General features: G+C 73.7%; 16 protein-coding genes and 1 tRNA gene. 9 read left to right on the top strand and 8 right to left on the bottom strand.

Features of this window, described 5'->3' with window-relative positions:
- Positions 1–4: 4 nt before the first annotated feature.
- From L7N97_RS00360 to L7N97_RS00340, 5 genes are all read right to left on the bottom strand, one after another.
- The gene (locus L7N97_RS00360; RefSeq protein WP_237476401.1) at positions 5–1,240 is read right to left on the bottom strand and encodes an aromatic ring-hydroxylating oxygenase subunit alpha; all 1,236 of its coding nucleotides are present in this window, start codon (positions 1,238–1,240) and stop codon (positions 5–7) included.
- A 192-nt stretch (positions 1,241–1,432) separates the two neighbouring features.
- On the bottom strand, positions 1,433–1,768 hold the full coding sequence (gene trxA / locus L7N97_RS00355) for a thioredoxin (RefSeq protein WP_237476400.1): 336 nt from the start codon (positions 1,766–1,768) through the stop codon (positions 1,433–1,435).
- A gap of 79 nt (positions 1,769–1,847) precedes the next feature.
- On the bottom strand, positions 1,848–2,528 hold the full coding sequence (locus L7N97_RS00350; protein WP_237476399.1) for a CoA transferase subunit B: 681 nt from the start codon (positions 2,526–2,528) through the stop codon (positions 1,848–1,850).
- A 52-nt stretch (positions 2,529–2,580) separates the two neighbouring features.
- Positions 2,581–3,318, bottom strand: coding sequence for a CoA transferase subunit A (locus L7N97_RS00345; RefSeq protein WP_237476398.1), 738 nt, complete (start codon positions 3,316–3,318; stop codon positions 2,581–2,583).
- Between the two features lie 100 nt (positions 3,319–3,418).
- The gene (locus L7N97_RS00340; RefSeq protein ID WP_237476397.1) at positions 3,419–4,414 is read right to left on the bottom strand and encodes a DMT family transporter; all 996 of its coding nucleotides are present in this window, start codon (positions 4,412–4,414) and stop codon (positions 3,419–3,421) included.
- A 226-nt stretch (positions 4,415–4,640) separates the two neighbouring features.
- Between L7N97_RS00340 and L7N97_RS00335 the strand changes: the two genes are divergently transcribed.
- The 4 genes from L7N97_RS00335 to L7N97_RS00320 all read left to right on the top strand — a co-directional run bounded on the left by L7N97_RS00335 (position 4,641) and on the right by L7N97_RS00320 (position 7,979).
- Positions 4,641–5,576 (top strand): aminotransferase class IV, encoded by a 936-nt coding sequence (locus tag L7N97_RS00335; protein ID WP_237476396.1) that lies wholly within the window; start codon positions 4,641–4,643, stop codon positions 5,574–5,576.
- Positions 5,576–6,322, top strand: a complete 747-nt coding sequence (locus tag L7N97_RS00330; protein WP_237476395.1) for a sulfotransferase-like domain-containing protein — start codon at positions 5,576–5,578, stop codon at positions 6,320–6,322. Before L7N97_RS00335 ends, L7N97_RS00330 begins: the two co-directional genes overlap by 1 nt.
- A 74-nt stretch (positions 6,323–6,396) precedes the next feature.
- Positions 6,397–7,035, top strand: coding sequence for a nucleoside triphosphate hydrolase (locus L7N97_RS00325; RefSeq protein WP_237476394.1), 639 nt, complete (start codon positions 6,397–6,399; stop codon positions 7,033–7,035).
- A 134-nt stretch (positions 7,036–7,169) separates the two neighbouring features.
- Complete coding sequence (locus L7N97_RS00320) at positions 7,170–7,979, top strand: HpcH/HpaI aldolase/citrate lyase family protein (RefSeq protein ID WP_237476393.1); 810 nt, start codon at positions 7,170–7,172, stop codon at positions 7,977–7,979.
- Positions 7,980–7,992: 13 nt separating this feature from the next.
- Here L7N97_RS00320 and L7N97_RS00315 read toward each other — a convergent pair whose 3' ends face one another.
- Positions 7,993–8,229 carry a hypothetical protein gene (locus L7N97_RS00315; protein ID WP_237476392.1) on the bottom strand — a complete coding sequence of 79 codons (237 nt, stop codon included), beginning with the start codon at positions 8,227–8,229 and terminating at the stop codon, positions 7,993–7,995.
- 104 nt (positions 8,230–8,333) lie between these two features.
- Here L7N97_RS00315 and pucL point away from each other — a divergent pair, with 104 nt between their 5' ends.
- Positions 8,334–9,170, top strand: a complete 837-nt coding sequence (gene pucL / locus L7N97_RS00310) for a factor-independent urate hydroxylase (RefSeq protein WP_237476391.1) — start codon at positions 8,334–8,336, stop codon at positions 9,168–9,170.
- 96 nt (positions 9,171–9,266) lie between these two features.
- Here the strand turns inward: pucL and L7N97_RS00305 are convergent, their stop codons facing one another.
- Positions 9,267–10,850, bottom strand: coding sequence for a gamma-glutamyltransferase (locus L7N97_RS00305; protein WP_237476390.1), 1,584 nt, complete (start codon positions 10,848–10,850; stop codon positions 9,267–9,269).
- Between the two features lie 395 nt (positions 10,851–11,245).
- On the opposite strand from L7N97_RS00305, the gene L7N97_RS00300 reads away from it, so the two are divergent.
- A tRNA-Ser gene (locus L7N97_RS00300) sits at positions 11,246–11,335 on the top strand.
- Between the two features lie 30 nt (positions 11,336–11,365).
- Here the strand turns inward: L7N97_RS00300 and L7N97_RS00295 are convergent.
- Positions 11,366–12,502 carry an OpgC family protein gene (locus L7N97_RS00295; RefSeq protein WP_237476389.1) on the bottom strand — a complete coding sequence of 379 codons (1,137 nt, stop codon included), beginning with the start codon at positions 12,500–12,502 and terminating at the stop codon, positions 11,366–11,368.
- Between the two features lie 181 nt (positions 12,503–12,683).
- Between L7N97_RS00295 and L7N97_RS00290 the strand changes: the two genes are divergently transcribed.
- From L7N97_RS00290 to L7N97_RS00280, 3 genes are read left to right on the top strand one after another with little or no spacing between them, the layout of a single operon-like run.
- On the top strand, positions 12,684–12,926 hold the full coding sequence (locus L7N97_RS00290; protein ID WP_237476388.1) for a hypothetical protein: 243 nt from the start codon (positions 12,684–12,686) through the stop codon (positions 12,924–12,926).
- Positions 12,927–12,984: 58 nt separating this feature from the next.
- The gene (locus L7N97_RS00285; RefSeq protein WP_237476387.1) at positions 12,985–13,944 is read left to right on the top strand and encodes an aldo/keto reductase; all 960 of its coding nucleotides are present in this window, start codon (positions 12,985–12,987) and stop codon (positions 13,942–13,944) included.
- Complete coding sequence (locus L7N97_RS00280) at positions 13,941–14,693, top strand: sulfite exporter TauE/SafE family protein (protein ID WP_237476386.1); 753 nt, start codon at positions 13,941–13,943, stop codon at positions 14,691–14,693. Before L7N97_RS00285 ends, L7N97_RS00280 begins: the two co-directional genes overlap by 4 nt.
- Positions 14,694–14,896: the final 203 nt, after the last annotated feature.

Below are 14,896 nucleotides of genomic sequence, written 5' to 3'. Positions count from 1 at the left end.
GGCGTCACTCCGCGGCTTCGAGGCGGCGCGCGGGGGCGACCGCGTCGAGGTAGTCGCGCGCCTTGCGGCAGTACCAGTCGGTGAAGCGCGCGCAGAGCGCCTCGCCCTCGGGCGAGTAGGGGCCGGGCCGGTATCCGGCGCCGTCGACGCCGCGCTGGTTGTTCTCGACGAGGTCGCGGTCCTGGAGGTTCGTGGCGGTCCACAGGGCCGTGAGGGTGCCGAGGTCGTAGTCGACGCCCTCGACCGCGTCGCGGTGCACCAGCCACTTCGACGTCACCACCGTCTCGCGCGGGCCGGTCGGCATGGCCGAGAACAGGAACGCGAAGTCGCCGACCGCATGGGCGAAGGAATGCGGCTCCAGCGCCCAGCGCAGCGAGCCGACGTCGCCTTCGGTCAGCGCCGCCAGGGGCCGCGCCACGCAGGCGCGCCCGTCCTCCGTCATCGAGGCGCAGCCGTCGTTCAGGGCGAAGCGCGCCGCCTGATACCAGTCGCCGTCGACCGGGCCGACCGGCAGGCCCCGCGCCGCCATGCGGTCGTCGAAGGCGATGCGCGCGGGGTCGCCTTCGGACTCGAAGTTGCCGCGCGCGCCCGTCGGGAAGGTGAAGGACAGCTCCGGATGCTTCGCGTCGCAGTGATAGCACTCGCGCGCGTTCTCCATCACGAGCTTCCAGTTGCCGCGCTCGACCAGCGTGTCGACATGCGCGACCTTCGCGTCCTGGAGGGCGAGCGGCGCCAGCAGGGGCTCGACCTCGCGGCGGAAGGGCGCGAAATCCGGCGCGTCCTCGGCCAGGCAGGCGTAGAGCGTGCCCGCCACGGCCTCGACGCGCACCGGCACGAGGCCGTGCTCGGCGGGATCGAAGTTCTCGCCCATGCGAGCCGCGCGGACGAGGCGCCCGTCGAGCCCGTAGGACCATTGGTGGTAGGGGCACACCAGCAGCGAGCGGCGCCCGGCGCCCTCGGCGCAGAGCTGGGCGCCGCGGTGCCGGCAGGCGTTGTGGAAGCCGCGCAGGGCGCCGTCGCGCGCCCGCGTGATCACGATCGGGGAGGCGCCGATGCGGGCCGCGAGGTAGGAGCCGGGCTCGGCCACCTCGCATTCGAAGCCGACCGCGATCCAGGAGCGCGCGAAGACCGCGTCGAGGTCGAAGCGGTACAGGTCCGGGTCGGTGTAGAACGGCTGCGGCAGCGTGTGGCCGGGGCGGCGGGCGTCGAGCAGGGCGCGGATGCGGTGGTGGTCGTGCACGGGCGGCTCCGGAGAGGCCGCCAGGATGCACGGCGCCGCTCACGGTCGCGACCGCAAAAAACCGGGGCCGGCATCACATAAAGAGATGCCTCCCCGGCGCCGCCGCGAGGGCCCGCGGCGGCGGCGCGCCGAAACGCAAACGGCCCCGGCGCGGGTGCGCCGGGGCCGTTCGGGGCGTCAGGGGCCGGCCGATCAGATCGCGCCGTTGATCCACTGCTGGAGCGCGCCCTTGGGCTTCGCGCCGACCATCTTGGCGGCGACCTGTCCGTCCTTGAACAGGAGCAGGGTGGGGATCGACTGGATGCCGAGCTTGCCCGGCACGCCGGGGTTCTCGTCGATGTTGAACTTCACCACCTTCACCTTGCCGCTCATATCCTTGGCGATCTCTTCGAGCGCCGGGGCGATCATGCGGCAGGGGCCGCACCACTCGGCCCAGAAGTCGACGACGACCGGCTCGGAGGATTTGAGCACATCCTGCTCGAAGCTCTGGTCGGTGACCTTGAGGGTGGCGGAACCGGCATCGGCCATGGCGTTGAACCCTTTCCAGAGCGCCGGCCATGTGCCCGCGCTGCGTTGCGGCAGGAGGTGGTGGCGGGGCGCCGCGGCGTCAAGCCGTCGCGGCCTCGCCGACCAGCGCGGGCGACACCGCGTAGTGCGCCTCGGTCTTCGCCTTGATGTCGGCGACCGTGACGCCCGGCGCGAGCTCCGTCAGCACCATGCCGCCGCCGTGCCGGTCGACGGTGAAGACGCCGAGGTCGGTGATCACCATGTCGACCACGCCCGAGCCGGTCAGCGGCAGCGTGCAGGCGCGCAGCAGCTTCGGGTCCTCGCCGCCGGTCTTCGACTTGGCGGTGTGCTCCATCAGCACGACGACCTTCTTGACGCCGGCCACGAGGTCCATGGCGCCGCCCATCCCCTTCACCATCTTGCCAGGGATCATCCAGTTGGCGAGGTCGCCGTTCTCGGCCACCTGCATGGCGCCGAGGATCGACAGGTCGATGTGGCCGCCGCGGATCATGCCGAAGCTGTCGGCCGACGAGAAGAAGCTCGTGGTCGGCAGGGCCGTGACGGTCTGCTTGCCGGCGTTGATGAGGTCGGCGTCCTCCTCGCCCTCGTAGGGGAAGGCGCCCATGCCGAGCATGCCGTTCTCGCTCTGGAGCTGAACGCTCATGCCTTCGGGGATGTAGTTCGACACCAGCGTCGGAATGCCGATGCCGAGGTTGACGTAGAAGCCGTCGCGCAGCTCGCGCGCGGCGCGCTCCGCCATCTGGTTCCGATCCCAGGCCATCAGTTCACTCCCTCGAAGGCGGTGCCGACCACGAAAGACCGATCCCGGGCCATCAGACTTCCTCCCCCGCGGCGGCCGGCGTGGCCGGCGCGGGGCGCTTGCGCGTGGTGCGCTGCTCGATCTTCTTCTCGTGGTTCGGCACGTGGACGATGCGCTTCACGAAGATGCCGGGCGTGACGATGCTGTCGGGGTCGAGCTCGCCGGGCTCGACGAGGTGCTCGACCTGGGCGATCGTCATGCGCGAGGCCGTGGCCATCATCGGGTTGAAGTTGCGCGCCGTCTTCCGGTAGACGAGGTTGCCCTCCGTGTCGCCCTTCCAGGCGTGGACCAGCGCGATGTCGCCGAAGATGCCGCGCTCCATGACGTAGCGCTCGCCGTCGAACTCGCGGATCTCCTTGCCCTCGGCCACCTGCGTGCCGACGCCGGTCTTGGTGAAGAAGGCCGGGATGCCGGCGCCGCCGGCGCGGCAGCGCTCCGCCAGCGTGCCCTGCGGGGTGAACTCGACCTTGAGCTTGCCGGCCAGGAACTGCTGGGCGAAGAGCTTGTTCTCGCCGACGTAGGACGAGATCATCTTGGCGATCTGTCCCGTCTCCAGCAGGAGGCCGAGGCCCTCGCCGTCGATGCCGGCGTTGTTGCTCACGCAGGTGAGGTCGGTGACGCCCGTGTCGCGCAGCGCCTCGATGAGGCTCGACGGGATGCCGCAGAGGCCGAACCCCCCCGCGAGGACCGTCATGCCGTCCCGGCACAGGCCGTGAAGGGCCGAAGTGGCGTCCTCGTAGACTTTTCTCATGTCGTGCCCGGAGCTTGTGATCGCTGGTGGCGGCACCATGCCCCAGGGCGGGGGATCCTGGAAAGGGGCCGGGCGGGGTTTTCACCGCCCGGCCGCGTGCTCAGGCCGCGCGGGCGTCCCTGGCCCGCACGGTCTCGCGCCACGCCGTGTAGATGCCGCTGGCGGCGATGATGGCCGCGCCGCCGATCATGGACGGGCCCGGCACCGTGCCGAAGGCGAGGAAGCCCAGGCCCGCCGCCCACATCAGCTGCGTGTAGGTGAAGGGCGCCAGCAGCGAGGCCGGTGCGTGGCGGTAGGCGAAGACCTGCATCAGGCTCGCCACGGTGGCGAAGAAGCCGGAGATGCAGCCCACCGCGACCTCGCTCCAGGTCGGCACGTGGAATTCGAACGCCGCGAGCGCCGTCACGACGACGAAGCCCACCACGGCCTGGAACAGCATGGTGGTCTCGGGCCGCTCGTCCTTGGCGAGGCGCGTGCCGATGACCGCCGTGGCCGAGGCCACGCTGCCGCAGAGCGGCACGAGGCTCGCGAGCGTGAAGGAGGAGCCGCCCGGCTGCACGATCACCATCACGCCGGCGAGCCCGACGAAGGAGGCCGCCCAGCGCCGCAGCCCGACCTTCTCGCGCAGGAACAGCGCCGCCATGCCGGTGACAACCACGGGGGCGAGGAAGCCGATCGCCGTGGCGTCGGCCACCGGCATCATGCCGAAGGCGACGATGAACAGCGCGGTCGACAGGGCGCTCGCCACGGCCCGGCCGGCGAGCAGGCCGGGGCGGGCGGTGCGGATCAGCGACGGGTCGCGAGCCAACAGCGGCACCGTCATCACCACGAAGACGAGGTAGCGCATCCACGCCACCTCGATGCCGGGCAGCGTCGCCGTGAGCATCTTCGACGCGACGTCGGACACGGGGAACAGCGCCGTCGAGGCGAGCAGCGCCAGGATGCCGACGAGGGTGCGCTCCGGCTTCGTGGCCGAACCCGCGGCCTGCGCCGGCACGGCCCGCGCGGGCGCCGGGCGCAGGCGGGCGACGGTCTGGACGGGGTCCGCGGACGCGCGGCGGGTGCCGCGCTTCGGCTGGTGGAGGGCGAAGGCCAAGGCCGGTTCCTGAACGAAAGTTTGAATTGTCAGGCCAGGGCTAGACCATCGTGGTTCACGGGTCCTTAAAGAAACCGAGCTGCAGCTCTGCCGTGGGCGGCGTGCATGGCGGGATGGGAACTTTCGATCGTGCCGCGAAAGCGCCGCTTTTGGCGACCCGCCCCGCATCGACAAGGATCGGCGCATGCGCCATCGTGGTCCGACGATTCAGCGCGGCGGGGCATGGATGAGCACGGGAACGCAGGACTACGTGGGCGACCCCCGCAATGACGACGTCCTGGTGTCGGTCGACGGCGACCTCGTCCACCGCGACCGCGCGATGGTGTCCGTGTTCGATTCCGGCTTCGTGCTCGGCGACGGCGTCTGGGAGGGGCTGAGGCTGATCGAGGGCCGGATCGCCTTCCTCGACGCCCACCTCGACCGGCTCTACGACGGCGCCCGCATGCTGATGATCGAGATCGGCCTCTCGCGGGACGAACTGGTCGAGCGGCTGTTCGGGTGCCTCGAAGCCAACGGCATGCGGGACGGCGTGCACGTCCGCCTGATGATGACGCGGGGCAGGAAGCGCTCGCCCTACCAGGACCCGCGCCTCACCGTCGGGCCCGCCACTGTGGTCATCGTGCCGGAATGGAAGCAGCCCAAGCCCGACGTGTACCGCCGCGGCATCTCGCTCTTCACCGCCCACGTGCGCCGCACCGGTCCGGCCGACCAGGACCCGAAGCTCAACTCGCATTCCAAGATCAACGACATCCTGGCCTGCATCCAGGCGACCGCGGCCGGCGCCGACGAGGCGCTGATGCTGGACGACCGCGGCTTCGTCGCGACCTGCAACTCGACGCATTTCTTCGTCGTGCGCCGCGGCGAACTGTGGACCTCGGGCGGCGGCTTCTGCCTGCGCGGCATCACGCGCGACGCGGTGATCCGCGCGGCGCGGGCCGCGGGCGTGCCGGTGTTCGAGCGCGACTTCTCGCTCTTCGACGTCTACGCGGCCGACGAGGCCTTCGTGACCGGCACCTTCGCGGGGCTGACGCCGGTCCGGAGCGTCGACGGGCGGACCCTGCCGGCGCTCGGCACCGCCGACGACCTGTCCGGCCCCGTCACCCGGCGGCTGCGCGACAGCTACTTCGCCCTGCGGGACGCCGAAGCGCGGGGGCGCGCGTGATGGAGGGTCCGCTCCGCATCGCCATGTGGTCGGGCCCGCGCAACATCTCGACCGCGATGATGCGCGCCTTCGAGAACCGGCCGGACTGCGCCGTGTCGGACGAGCCCTTCTACGCCGCCTACCTGGCCGCGACGGGCCTGGTGCACCCGCAGCGCGACGAGATCCTCGCCTCCCAGCCCACGGACCCCGCGGCCGTGGTGGCGCAGGTGACAGGCCCATCGCCGGGCGGCTCCCCGCTCTGGTACCAGAAGCACATGACGCACCACATGCTGGCGGGCTTCGACCGGGGCTGGATCGACGGCGTCGCCAACGCCTTCCTGATCCGCGCGCCGGAGGCGGTGCTTCTGTCCTACGTCGAGAAGCGCACGGACGTGACGCTCGACGAGATCGGCCTGCCGCAGCAGGTCGAGCTCTTCGACCGCGTGGCCGACCGGCTCGGCCGCGCCCCGCCGGTGGTCGAGTCCCGCCGCGTGCTGCTCGACCCGCGCGGCACCCTGTCGGGGCTCTGCGCCGCGCTCGGCATCGGCTTCGACGAGGCGATGCTGCGCTGGCCTCCGGGGCGCCGCGACACCGACGGCGTCTGGGCGCCGTCCTGGTACGACGGCGTCGAGCGCTCGACGGGCTTCGCGCCGCCCGGCCCCGAGCGTGGCTTCGACGACCTGCCCGACCGCCTGAAGCCCCTCGCCGCGGCCGGGCGGCCGCTCTACGAGCGCCTGGCCGAGCACGTGCTGCCCTCCACGCCCTAGCGGTGCCGCGAGCCGGCGACGGCGCATCCCCGTTGGGGCATCCCGCGAGGCTGCAATCCCATGAGGCTGTGAACATGACCCCGAGCGCGTCGACCGACCTGGAAGCCCTCGCCCGCCTCCTCGGCGGGCGCACCGGGGCGGGTCGGACCATCACGGCGATCGTCGGCGCGCCCGGCTCGGGCAAGTCGACCCTCGCCGAGCGGCTGGTGGCCCGCCTCGACGAGGCGACCCCCGGCACCGCCGCCGTGCTGCCGATGGACGGCTTCCACTACGACGACGGCCTCCTCGTCGCGCGCGGCCTCCTCGCCCGGAAGGGCGCGCCAGACACATTCGACGTCGGCGGGCTGCTGCACATGCTCGGCCGCCTCCGGCGCAACGACGAGGACGAGGTCGCGGTGCCGGTGTTCGACCGGAGCCTGGAGATCTCCCGCGCCGGCGCGCGGACGATCCCGCGGGCCGTCCGGCACGTGGTCGTCGAGGGCAACTACCTCCTGCTCGGGATGGCGCCCTGGGCGGCGCTGCGCGAACTCTTCGACGTCACCGTGGCGGCCGTCGTGCCCGAGGAGGTGCTGCGGGACAGGCTGGCCGCGCGCTGGCGCGGCTATGGCCTGAGCGCCGACGCGATCGAAGCGAAGGTCGAGGGCAACGACCTGCCGAACGGCCGCTTCGTGGCCGCGAACAGCGTGCCGGCCGGCTTCACCATCCCCAATTGAGCCCGGCCGGTGGGCGGATCGCGCCGCGCAGGGGAGCGAGCCCGTCGCGCGCGAGGGCGCGCGGGACGCGATTGTGATTGCGGCGGGGCCGTCCCGGGTGGCATCAGGCGGTCAGATCCACCAGGACCGCCCCGATGTCCTCATCCCTCGACGCCGTCGTGCTGCCGCTGTTCGTCCCGGCTGACAGGCCCGATCGGTTCGCCAAGGCCTTCGCGGCCGGGGCCGACGCCGTCATCCTCGACCTCGAGGACGCCGTGTCGCCGGGCGCGAAAACCGCGGCGCGGTCCGCCCTGGGCGCCGCGCGGGACGCCGTCGCCGCCGCGGGCTGCCCGGTCCTGGTGCGCGTCAACGCGCCCGGCACGCCCTGGCACGGCGACGACCTCGCGGCGGCCGCGGCCCTGCCGCTCGCCGGCATCGTCCTGCCGAAGGCCGAGACCGCGGACGCCGTGGCGGCGGCGGCGCGGGCCGCCGGCGTGCCCGTCGTGGCGCTGATCGAGAGCGCGCGAGGCGTCGCCGGCGCGCGCGAGGTCGCGGGGGCGGCGGCGCGGCTTCTGTTCGGCTCGATCGACCTCGCCGCCGACCTCGGCTGCGCGGAGGAGCGCGACAGCCTGCTCTTCGCGCGGTCCGAGGTCGTGCTGGCGAGCCGCCTCGCCGGGCGCCCCGCGCCGATCGACGGCGTGACGCCGGGCTACCGCGACCCCGCCCCGATCGAGGACGACGCGCGATACGCGGCCCGGCTCGGCTTCGGCGGCAAACTGCTGATCCACCCGGCCCAGATCGCCCCCGCGCGCGCGGGCTTCGCGCCCACCGAGGCCGAGGTCGCCTGGGCGCGGCGCGTGCTCGCCGCCGCCGAGGACGGGCGGGCCGTCGCGGTCGACGGCGCCATGGTGGACGCGCCCGTGCGGATGCGCGCCGAGCGCATTCTCGCGCGGGCGCCCGCCTGATGCGCAGCCCCTTTCACGGCTTCGGAGGCCAGGGCGGGGTGCTCGGGGTGCGCAGGCACTGGCCGGAATAGCTGTGCTCCCCCGACGCCACCCAGGCGCCGCCGGCGTCGTGGCAGCGGTCGACCGCGAGCCGGTGCACGCGGCCCGCCTGATCGAACACGACGTAGACCGTGCCGCCCACCAGGGCGGCGATCGCCGCCAGCCCCGCGAACAGCACGCCCCGCACGGCGAACCACTTCTCGACGTCCATGCCGGCACACTACACGGCCCCGGCCGGCTCCGCATCGGCGGTATCGCGCGCCGGCCCGCTTCTTGTATCCTCCGCCGCGACCAACCATCGCGCGAGGCCCGGCCATGACGCTTCTGAGCAGCACCTACGGCAAGGGCCGCGTCCGCGTGATGCGGCTGGCGGGCGAGGGCGACCACCGCGACGTGCGCGAGCTCGAGATCCGCGCCATGCTGACGGGCGACATCGACCGCGCCTTCACGGAGGCCGACAACTCGACCACCGTGTCGACCGACACGATCAAGAACGTCGTGAACATCGTGGCGCGCGAGGAGCTGGAGCTCGGGGCCGAGCTGTTCTGCCGCGCCGTGGCCCGCCGCCTGCTCGACAGCTATCCGGGCATGCGCTCCGCCACCGTGTCGGCGCGCGAGACGCGCTGGAGCCGCCTCGCCTTCGACGGCACGCCGCAGCCGCACGCCTTCACCAGGGACGGGAACGGCTTCGGCACCGCCGAGGCCGTGACCGACCGCTCGGGCGGGCGCATGTCGTCCGGCCTGTCCGGCTTCACCTTCCTCAAGGCGACGGCCTCGGGCTGGGCCAACTACCTCAAGGACCCCTACACGACGATCCCGGAGACGCACGACCGCATCGCCGCCACCGCCATGGAGGCGCGCTGGGCCTGGGAGCGCGACCCCGCCGACTTCGCGGAGGCCAACGGCCGCGTGCTCGACGCCATGCTGCGCGTCTTCGCCACGACCTATTCCCACAGCGTGCAGGACAGCCTGTACCGCATGGGCGAGGCGGCGCTGGCCGCCGTGCCGGAGCTCGACACGATCAGCCTCGCCTGTCCCAACAAGCACTACCTCCCGGTCAACCTCGCGCCCTTCGGCCTCGACAACCCGAACCGCGTCTTCGTCGCCACCGACGAGCCGCACGGGCAGATCGAGTGCACGATCGGGCGGTGATCGCCCACCGGACGCCGCCGGGCGTGGCGCGTCCGGCCGCGGACGCCGCGGTGCGCGACAGGGTTCGGCTGGTCGAGCGGGCCGCGCGCCGCCGATTCAGATCCCCTCGGCCGCGCCGCCGTCCGCCGCCGCGGTGACGCGGCCCGCGCCGTCCCGCAGCGCGACTCCGGCCGTCCAGACCGCGCTCTCGCCCTCGACGATCGTGTGCCCCGCCGCGCGGAGCGGCCTCCGGGGACCGGGCTCGCGCTCCGCCTTGACCAGCACCGCGGCCTCGCGCCCGTCCGGCGCGGCGCCGAGCGCGAAGCGCGGCGCCGCCAGGGCCTCGCCGGGGCCGGCGCCCCGCATCGCGCGGTCCGCGAGCTGCGCCACGGCCGCGGGCGCGGCCGCGCCGAGGGCGCCGATCGCCGCCACACGCCCGTCGCGGGCGTTCGACACCAGCGCCGGCAGGCTCGCGAGCGGCACGCGCCGGCCGGGGCGCAGGATCGGGCCGAGGTCCGGGTCGAGCGCCAGACCCGCGCCGCGGTTCCCCATGAGGACGCCCGTGCGCCCGCACACGATGCCGGAGCCGAAGGCGCTCCCCAGCGTCTGCACGACCGACACCGCCGACCCGTCGCGGCCCACCGCGACGATCGCGGAGGCCGCCTCGTCCAGCGGAGCGCGCGCGGGCGCCCCGGCGCGGCTCGCCCGCGCGCGGTCGAGCTTGAGGGCGAAGCGGGCGAGGCGCGCGCCGTCGAGCAGGTCCGCGGGATCGCGGTCCCTCGTTTCGGCGTCGTCCACCACGGCGTCGGCGGCCCGGCAGCTCTCGATCAGCCCGTGCCACCGGCCGAAGCCGTCCGCTTCCGCGGCATCGAAGCCCGCCGCGGCGAGCGCGCCGGCGAGGCCCAGCGCCACGGCGGCGCGCAGCCCGGAGCGGGTCGGCGGCACCGCGAGCGCGTGGCGCCCGAGGTCGAGGGTCTGCGGCTCGCGCCAGCGCGCCTCCGTCCGCCGCAGGTCGAGGCGGCCGAGCGGGCAGGACAGGGCGTCGAGGTCGGCGGCGAGCTCGCGCGCCACGTCGCCCGTGTAGAAGTCGTCGAGTCCGGCCTCGGCGAGGTGGGCGAGCGCCGCCGCCAGGGCCGGCGCGAAACGCCGCTCGTTCGGCGCGGGAGCCCGGCCCTCGACGAGGAAGGCCGTGTCGAAGCCGGGCACCGCCGAGAGGGACGGCCCGCCGGCGGCGAGGGCTTCGGCGTCGGGCGGGGAGGGGGCGAAGCCGTGCCGGGCCGCGGCGACGGCGGGCTCCAGCAGGCGCGCCACCGGCAGGCGCCCGCCGGTGGCCGTCGACAGCGCGTGGACCTCGATCCAGCCCGCGACGACGCCCGGCGAAGCCAGGGCGGCCTCGGCCCCCCGGCGGGGCACCGCCTCGTGCCCCCGCTCGCGGTAGAAGGAGAGGCGCGCCGCGGCGGCGACCGTGCCCCGCGCGTCGAGGACCCGCACGCGGCCGCGCGGGCCGGGCTCGCGGATCATCCACAGCGCGTCCCCGCCGAGGCCGGCGCACCCCGGCGCCGCGACGGCGGACACCATGGCGGCGGCGAGCGCCGCCTCGACGACGGTGCCGCCCTCGACCAGCACGTCGCGGGCCGCCGCCCCGGCGAGCGGGTGTGGCGCGGCGAGCGCCGCGATGGCGTAAGTTTCGGCGTCGTCCATGCAGCACCTCGGCGTGAGCCGCCCTTCTACGCCGGGACCGACGGCTCCGACACCGCCCGTCGATCACGCGGGGGACGAGGCCGGCGACCTCCCTTCGGTCGGCGATCCCCGTGCCGCCCGCTCGAGCTCCGCTCGTCCGTCCGCGAGCCCGGCGAGGCGAACGGGCCCGGGATGACGGCGGCCGAAGCGCATGCCGGGGACCGTGCCAGCGGCGAATGACCCACCACCCGGAGCTGTCCGAAGGGGCTGCTCCTCCGTCAGCACAGCGAACACGGTGGCGGAGACCCGCGCTTGCGCGTATCATGCGGCGTCGCGCGTCGTCGGGCCGTCGAGGACGGTCCGGCGGGGCATCGATCCCGGCGCCTCGGAGACGAGGGCTGGGCGCCGTCGCGATCGGAAGGGTGGCCGAGTGGTTTAAGGCAGCGGTCTTGAAAACCGCCGTAGGTGAAAGCCTGCCGTGGGTTCGAATCCCACCCCTTCCGCCAAGGACGCGCGGGTGCGAGGCGTCCGCAGGATCACGGCGCGGCGACAGCCAGGGGCAGCGGGACGCTTCTGCGGCTCAGGGCCTGGGCCGCGCAGATCATGACGGCGAGGCCGCCCCCGGTGATCGCGACGTCGAGGAGCGGCGGGTGGCCGTAGCTCTCGACCACGACCTGCCCGATCGCCGACAGGATCGCGGTGAGGCCGAACATCGGCAGGCCGTGCTGCCCGATCAGCAGGAGCGGCTTGTAGACGAAGGTCGACTGAACGAGCTTCGCCACGCCAAGGCCGTAGACGCACAGGGCGAGGCTCAGGGCGTGGACGAGGCGTCCCAGGCCGAGCATCGTCTTGTCCGTGTCGACGAGCGCGCGCACGGTCTCGTCGAGCCCGGGGCAGGTGCCGAGCCCGTCCGTCGTGCAGAAGGCCGCGGCCGCGACCACCAGCCCCGCACAGGCGAGCGGCAGCCGGCCCACGGCGAGGCCGCCCCGCCTCAGCCGGAACCCGATCGCGATGCCGATCGCGACCAGCACCTGCCACGCGAAGGGGTCGAAGAACCAGGAGCCGCTCATCGGCCAGGTCGGGACGTTGAGCGGCGCGGCGCGGGACAGGGCGTAGAGGCCGAAGGAGCCGGCGAGCATGAGCCGCGGGCGGCTCCGCCCCACGAACAGCATCGCGGGGGCCAGCCCCATGAGGACCACGTACATGGGGAGGATGTTGAAGTAGCCGAACTGGTGGCCGAGCGAGAACAGCCCCACCAGCGCCCCGACGGGATCGTCGACCACGAGGTCGCGGCCCTGCTCCTGCATGAGGTCTGCGTTGCCGGTCGCCATCGCGCCGGCCGCGAAGATGGCGGCGCCGGCCAGCGACAGCCCGACATGCGTCCCGTAGAGCTTGACCGCCCGCCGGGCGAGGCTCGTCACCACCGCGGCGCGCTCCCCCGCGAACACGCGCCGGCCGTAGGCGAGGGCCAGCGACAGGCCGGCGATGAACACGAAGGCCTCGGAGGAGTCGGAAAGGCCGAAGTTCTTGAACGTCAGCCGCTCGAACAGCGTCCCGGGGACGTGGTTGACGAAGATCGTGCAGAGGATCACCCCCCGCCAAAAGTCGATGCCGTGCAGCCGGCCGGCCGCGGCCGGGGTCGCCTCGCCGGAGCCTGTTCGCTGGTCGCCCATGCCGGTCCCGCCCCGTATCGCCCACTGCCGATGAGCCGCGAGTTTGCAGCGCTTGTGTGGCGCCGGACTTGCGCCGGCGCCGATTGACGCTCCACGGGGCGGGTGCAAGGCTCGCGCCGGGCGGCGTTCTGCCGCCCCGCAACCGAATCGCCGGCCCTGACCGTCACGCGAGGATGACACCATGAGAGCCGTTCTGATCGCCTTCACCCTGTGCGCCGGCCTGTCCGCCGCCCACGCCGACGGCACCTGCACCGCCAACGCCGCCGACAAGAAGTTGGCAGGGGCCGCGAAGACCTCGTTCATGGGCAAGTGCCAGCGCGACGCGGCCGCCTCCTGCGACGCCGCCGCAGCGAGCAAGAAGCTGGCGGGCGCCGCGAAGACCTCCTTCACCACCAAATGCGTGAAGGACGCCGTCGGCGGCTGACAAGGCGCCCGCCGGGCGATCGGGGCGCCGCCGCGCGGCGGCATCGGGAGGACACGACATGACCAAGCGCAGGCTCGGACGCTCCGACATCGCCGTGGCGCCCTGGTGCTTCGGCGGCAACGTGTTCGGCTGGACGGCCGACCGCGACACCTCCTTCGCCCTGCTCGACGCCTTCGTGGGCGCGGGCTTCGACTTCGTCGACACGGCCGACGTGTATTCGCGATGGGCGCCGGGCCACAGCGGCGGCGAATCCGAGACGGTGATCGGCGACTGGCTCGCCGCCCGCGGGGGGCGCGACCGGCTGGTGATCGCCACCAAGGTCGGCATGGGGCAGCCGAACCGCGCCGGCCGGCTCGACCGCGCCCACATCGAGGCTTCGATCGACGCCTCGCTGAAGCGCCTGCGTACCGACTACGTCGACCTCTACCAGTCGCACGCCGACGATCCCGACACACCGATTGAGGAGACCCTGTCGGCCTATGCGGGGCTGGTGAAGGCCGGCAAGGTGCGGATCATCGGCGCCTCGAACTTCTCGGCCGAACGGCTCGCGGCCTCGCTCGCCGCCAGCCGCGACGGCGGGCTGCCGCGCTACGAGACGCTCCAGCCGGAATACAACCTGTCGGCCCGCTCCGGCTTCGAGGGCGCGCTGCGGGACCTCTGCGCCGCCGAGGAGGTCGGGGTCATCCCCTTCTACGCCCTGGCGGCGGGGTTCCTCACCGGCAAGTACAGGTCCGAGGCCGACTTCGGGAAGAGCCCGCGCGGCGCCAGCATGGCGAAGCGGCTCGACGCGCGCGGCCGGCGCATCCTCGACGCGCTCGACGCCGTGTCGGCGCATCACCGGACCACGCAGGCCGCGGTGGCCGTGGCCTGGCTGATGCAACAGCCGACCATCGACGCGCCCATCGCCAGCGCGACCACGCTCGACCAGTTCGGCGACCTCGCCGCCGCGGCGGCGCTCGACCTCACCGCCGATGACCTCGCGGCGCTCGACGCCGCCTCGGCGCCGGACGCGGCGTGACCGGCTCGGCCCTGCTCCTGCTGTTTGCCGCCGGGCTCTGGGCCGGCACGCAGAACGCGCTGGCGGGGGGCGGCTCCTTCGTGACCCTGCCGGCGCTGATCCTGAGCGGCCTCGACGCGCGGGCCGCCAACATCACCTCGACGATCGCGCTGTTCCCCGGGCAGCTGTCGACGGGCTTCGCGGGCCGCGCGCACGTGCGCGGCGCGCAGAACCTGTCGTTCCGGGCGCTGCTCGGCATCAGCCTCGTCGGTGGCGCCGCGGGCGGCGTGCTGCTGCTCGTCACGCCCGCCTCGTTCTTCGCGCGGCTGGTGCCCTGGCTGGTGCTCTTCGCCACCGCGGTCTTCGCCTACGGATCCTTCGGGCGTCGGCGGGCCGCCGAGGCCGCCGTGCACCTCACGGCCCTGCAGGCCGCGGCGGCGCAGTTCCTGATCGCGGTCTACGGCGGCTATTTCGGCGGCGGCATCGGCTTCCTGATGCTGGCCGCGCTGACGATGGCGGGCCTGCCGACCCGCAACGCCGGCGCCTCCAAGAACGTGCTGGCCGGGGTGATGAACGCCGCCGCGGTGGCGATCTTCGCCTTCTCCGGCGCCGTGGCCTGGCTGTCGGCCCTGGTGCTCGGCGTCGGCGCCGTGCTGGGCGGCCTCGCCGGCGCCTGGATGCTGAGCCGCGTCGAGGAGCGCCTGCTGCGCCTCGGCGTCGTCGCCATCGGCGTGGCCCTGACGATCGGGCTCTTCCTCTACCCCGTCTGATCCTCCCCCGCTCCTGACGCAGCCCGGCCCGGCCCGGCATCGTCCCCGCCCGCGCCGGACGCGCGGGCGGGGTGCGTCGCCGCGCGGGCAGACGGTCGTGTTCGTTTCACGGAACGGCGTTCGACATAGCGAACAGAGGTTTGTGAAACGATCGGCCGTCCGTCGCGACGAACGCCGACGCCGCCGCTCGACGCTCCTCCGTG

The sequence above is a fragment of the Lichenibacterium dinghuense genome (assembly GCF_021730615.1).
In the GTDB taxonomy this organism is placed as follows: Bacteria; Pseudomonadota; Alphaproteobacteria; order Rhizobiales; family Beijerinckiaceae; genus Lichenihabitans; species Lichenihabitans dinghuensis.
Note: the sequence above shows the minus strand (reverse complement) of the source record. Positions and strands in the feature narration are given on the sequence as shown.

Bases quoted from the DNA above. Each gene is read 5' to 3' on its own strand.
- trxA (WP_237476400.1), bottom strand. From the start codon at position 1,768: ATGGCCGATGCCGGTTCCGCCACCCTCAAGGTCACCGACCAGAGCTTC.
- L7N97_RS00350 (WP_237476399.1), bottom strand. From the start codon at position 2,528: ATGGCCTGGGATCGGAACCAGATGGCGGAGCGCGCCGCGCGCGAGCTG.
- L7N97_RS00345 (WP_237476398.1), bottom strand. From the start codon at position 3,318: ATGAGAAAAGTCTACGAGGACGCCACTTCGGCCCTTCACGGCCTGTGC.
- L7N97_RS00335 (WP_237476396.1), top strand. From the start codon at position 4,641: ATGAGCACGGGAACGCAGGACTACGTGGGCGACCCCCGCAATGACGAC.
- L7N97_RS00330 (WP_237476395.1), top strand. From the start codon at position 5,576: ATGGAGGGTCCGCTCCGCATCGCCATGTGGTCGGGCCCGCGCAACATC.
- L7N97_RS00325 (WP_237476394.1), top strand. From the start codon at position 6,397: ATGACCCCGAGCGCGTCGACCGACCTGGAAGCCCTCGCCCGCCTCCTC.
- L7N97_RS00320 (WP_237476393.1), top strand. From the start codon at position 7,170: ATGTCCTCATCCCTCGACGCCGTCGTGCTGCCGCTGTTCGTCCCGGCT.
- L7N97_RS00315 (WP_237476392.1), bottom strand. From the start codon at position 8,229: ATGGACGTCGAGAAGTGGTTCGCCGTGCGGGGCGTGCTGTTCGCGGGG.
- pucL (WP_237476391.1), top strand. From the start codon at position 8,334: ATGACGCTTCTGAGCAGCACCTACGGCAAGGGCCGCGTCCGCGTGATG.
- L7N97_RS00305 (WP_237476390.1), bottom strand. From the start codon at position 10,850: ATGGACGACGCCGAAACTTACGCCATCGCGGCGCTCGCCGCGCCACAC.
- L7N97_RS00295 (WP_237476389.1), bottom strand. From the start codon at position 12,502: ATGGGCGACCAGCGAACAGGCTCCGGCGAGGCGACCCCGGCCGCGGCC.
- L7N97_RS00290 (WP_237476388.1), top strand. From the start codon at position 12,684: ATGAGAGCCGTTCTGATCGCCTTCACCCTGTGCGCCGGCCTGTCCGCC.
- L7N97_RS00285 (WP_237476387.1), top strand. From the start codon at position 12,985: ATGACCAAGCGCAGGCTCGGACGCTCCGACATCGCCGTGGCGCCCTGG.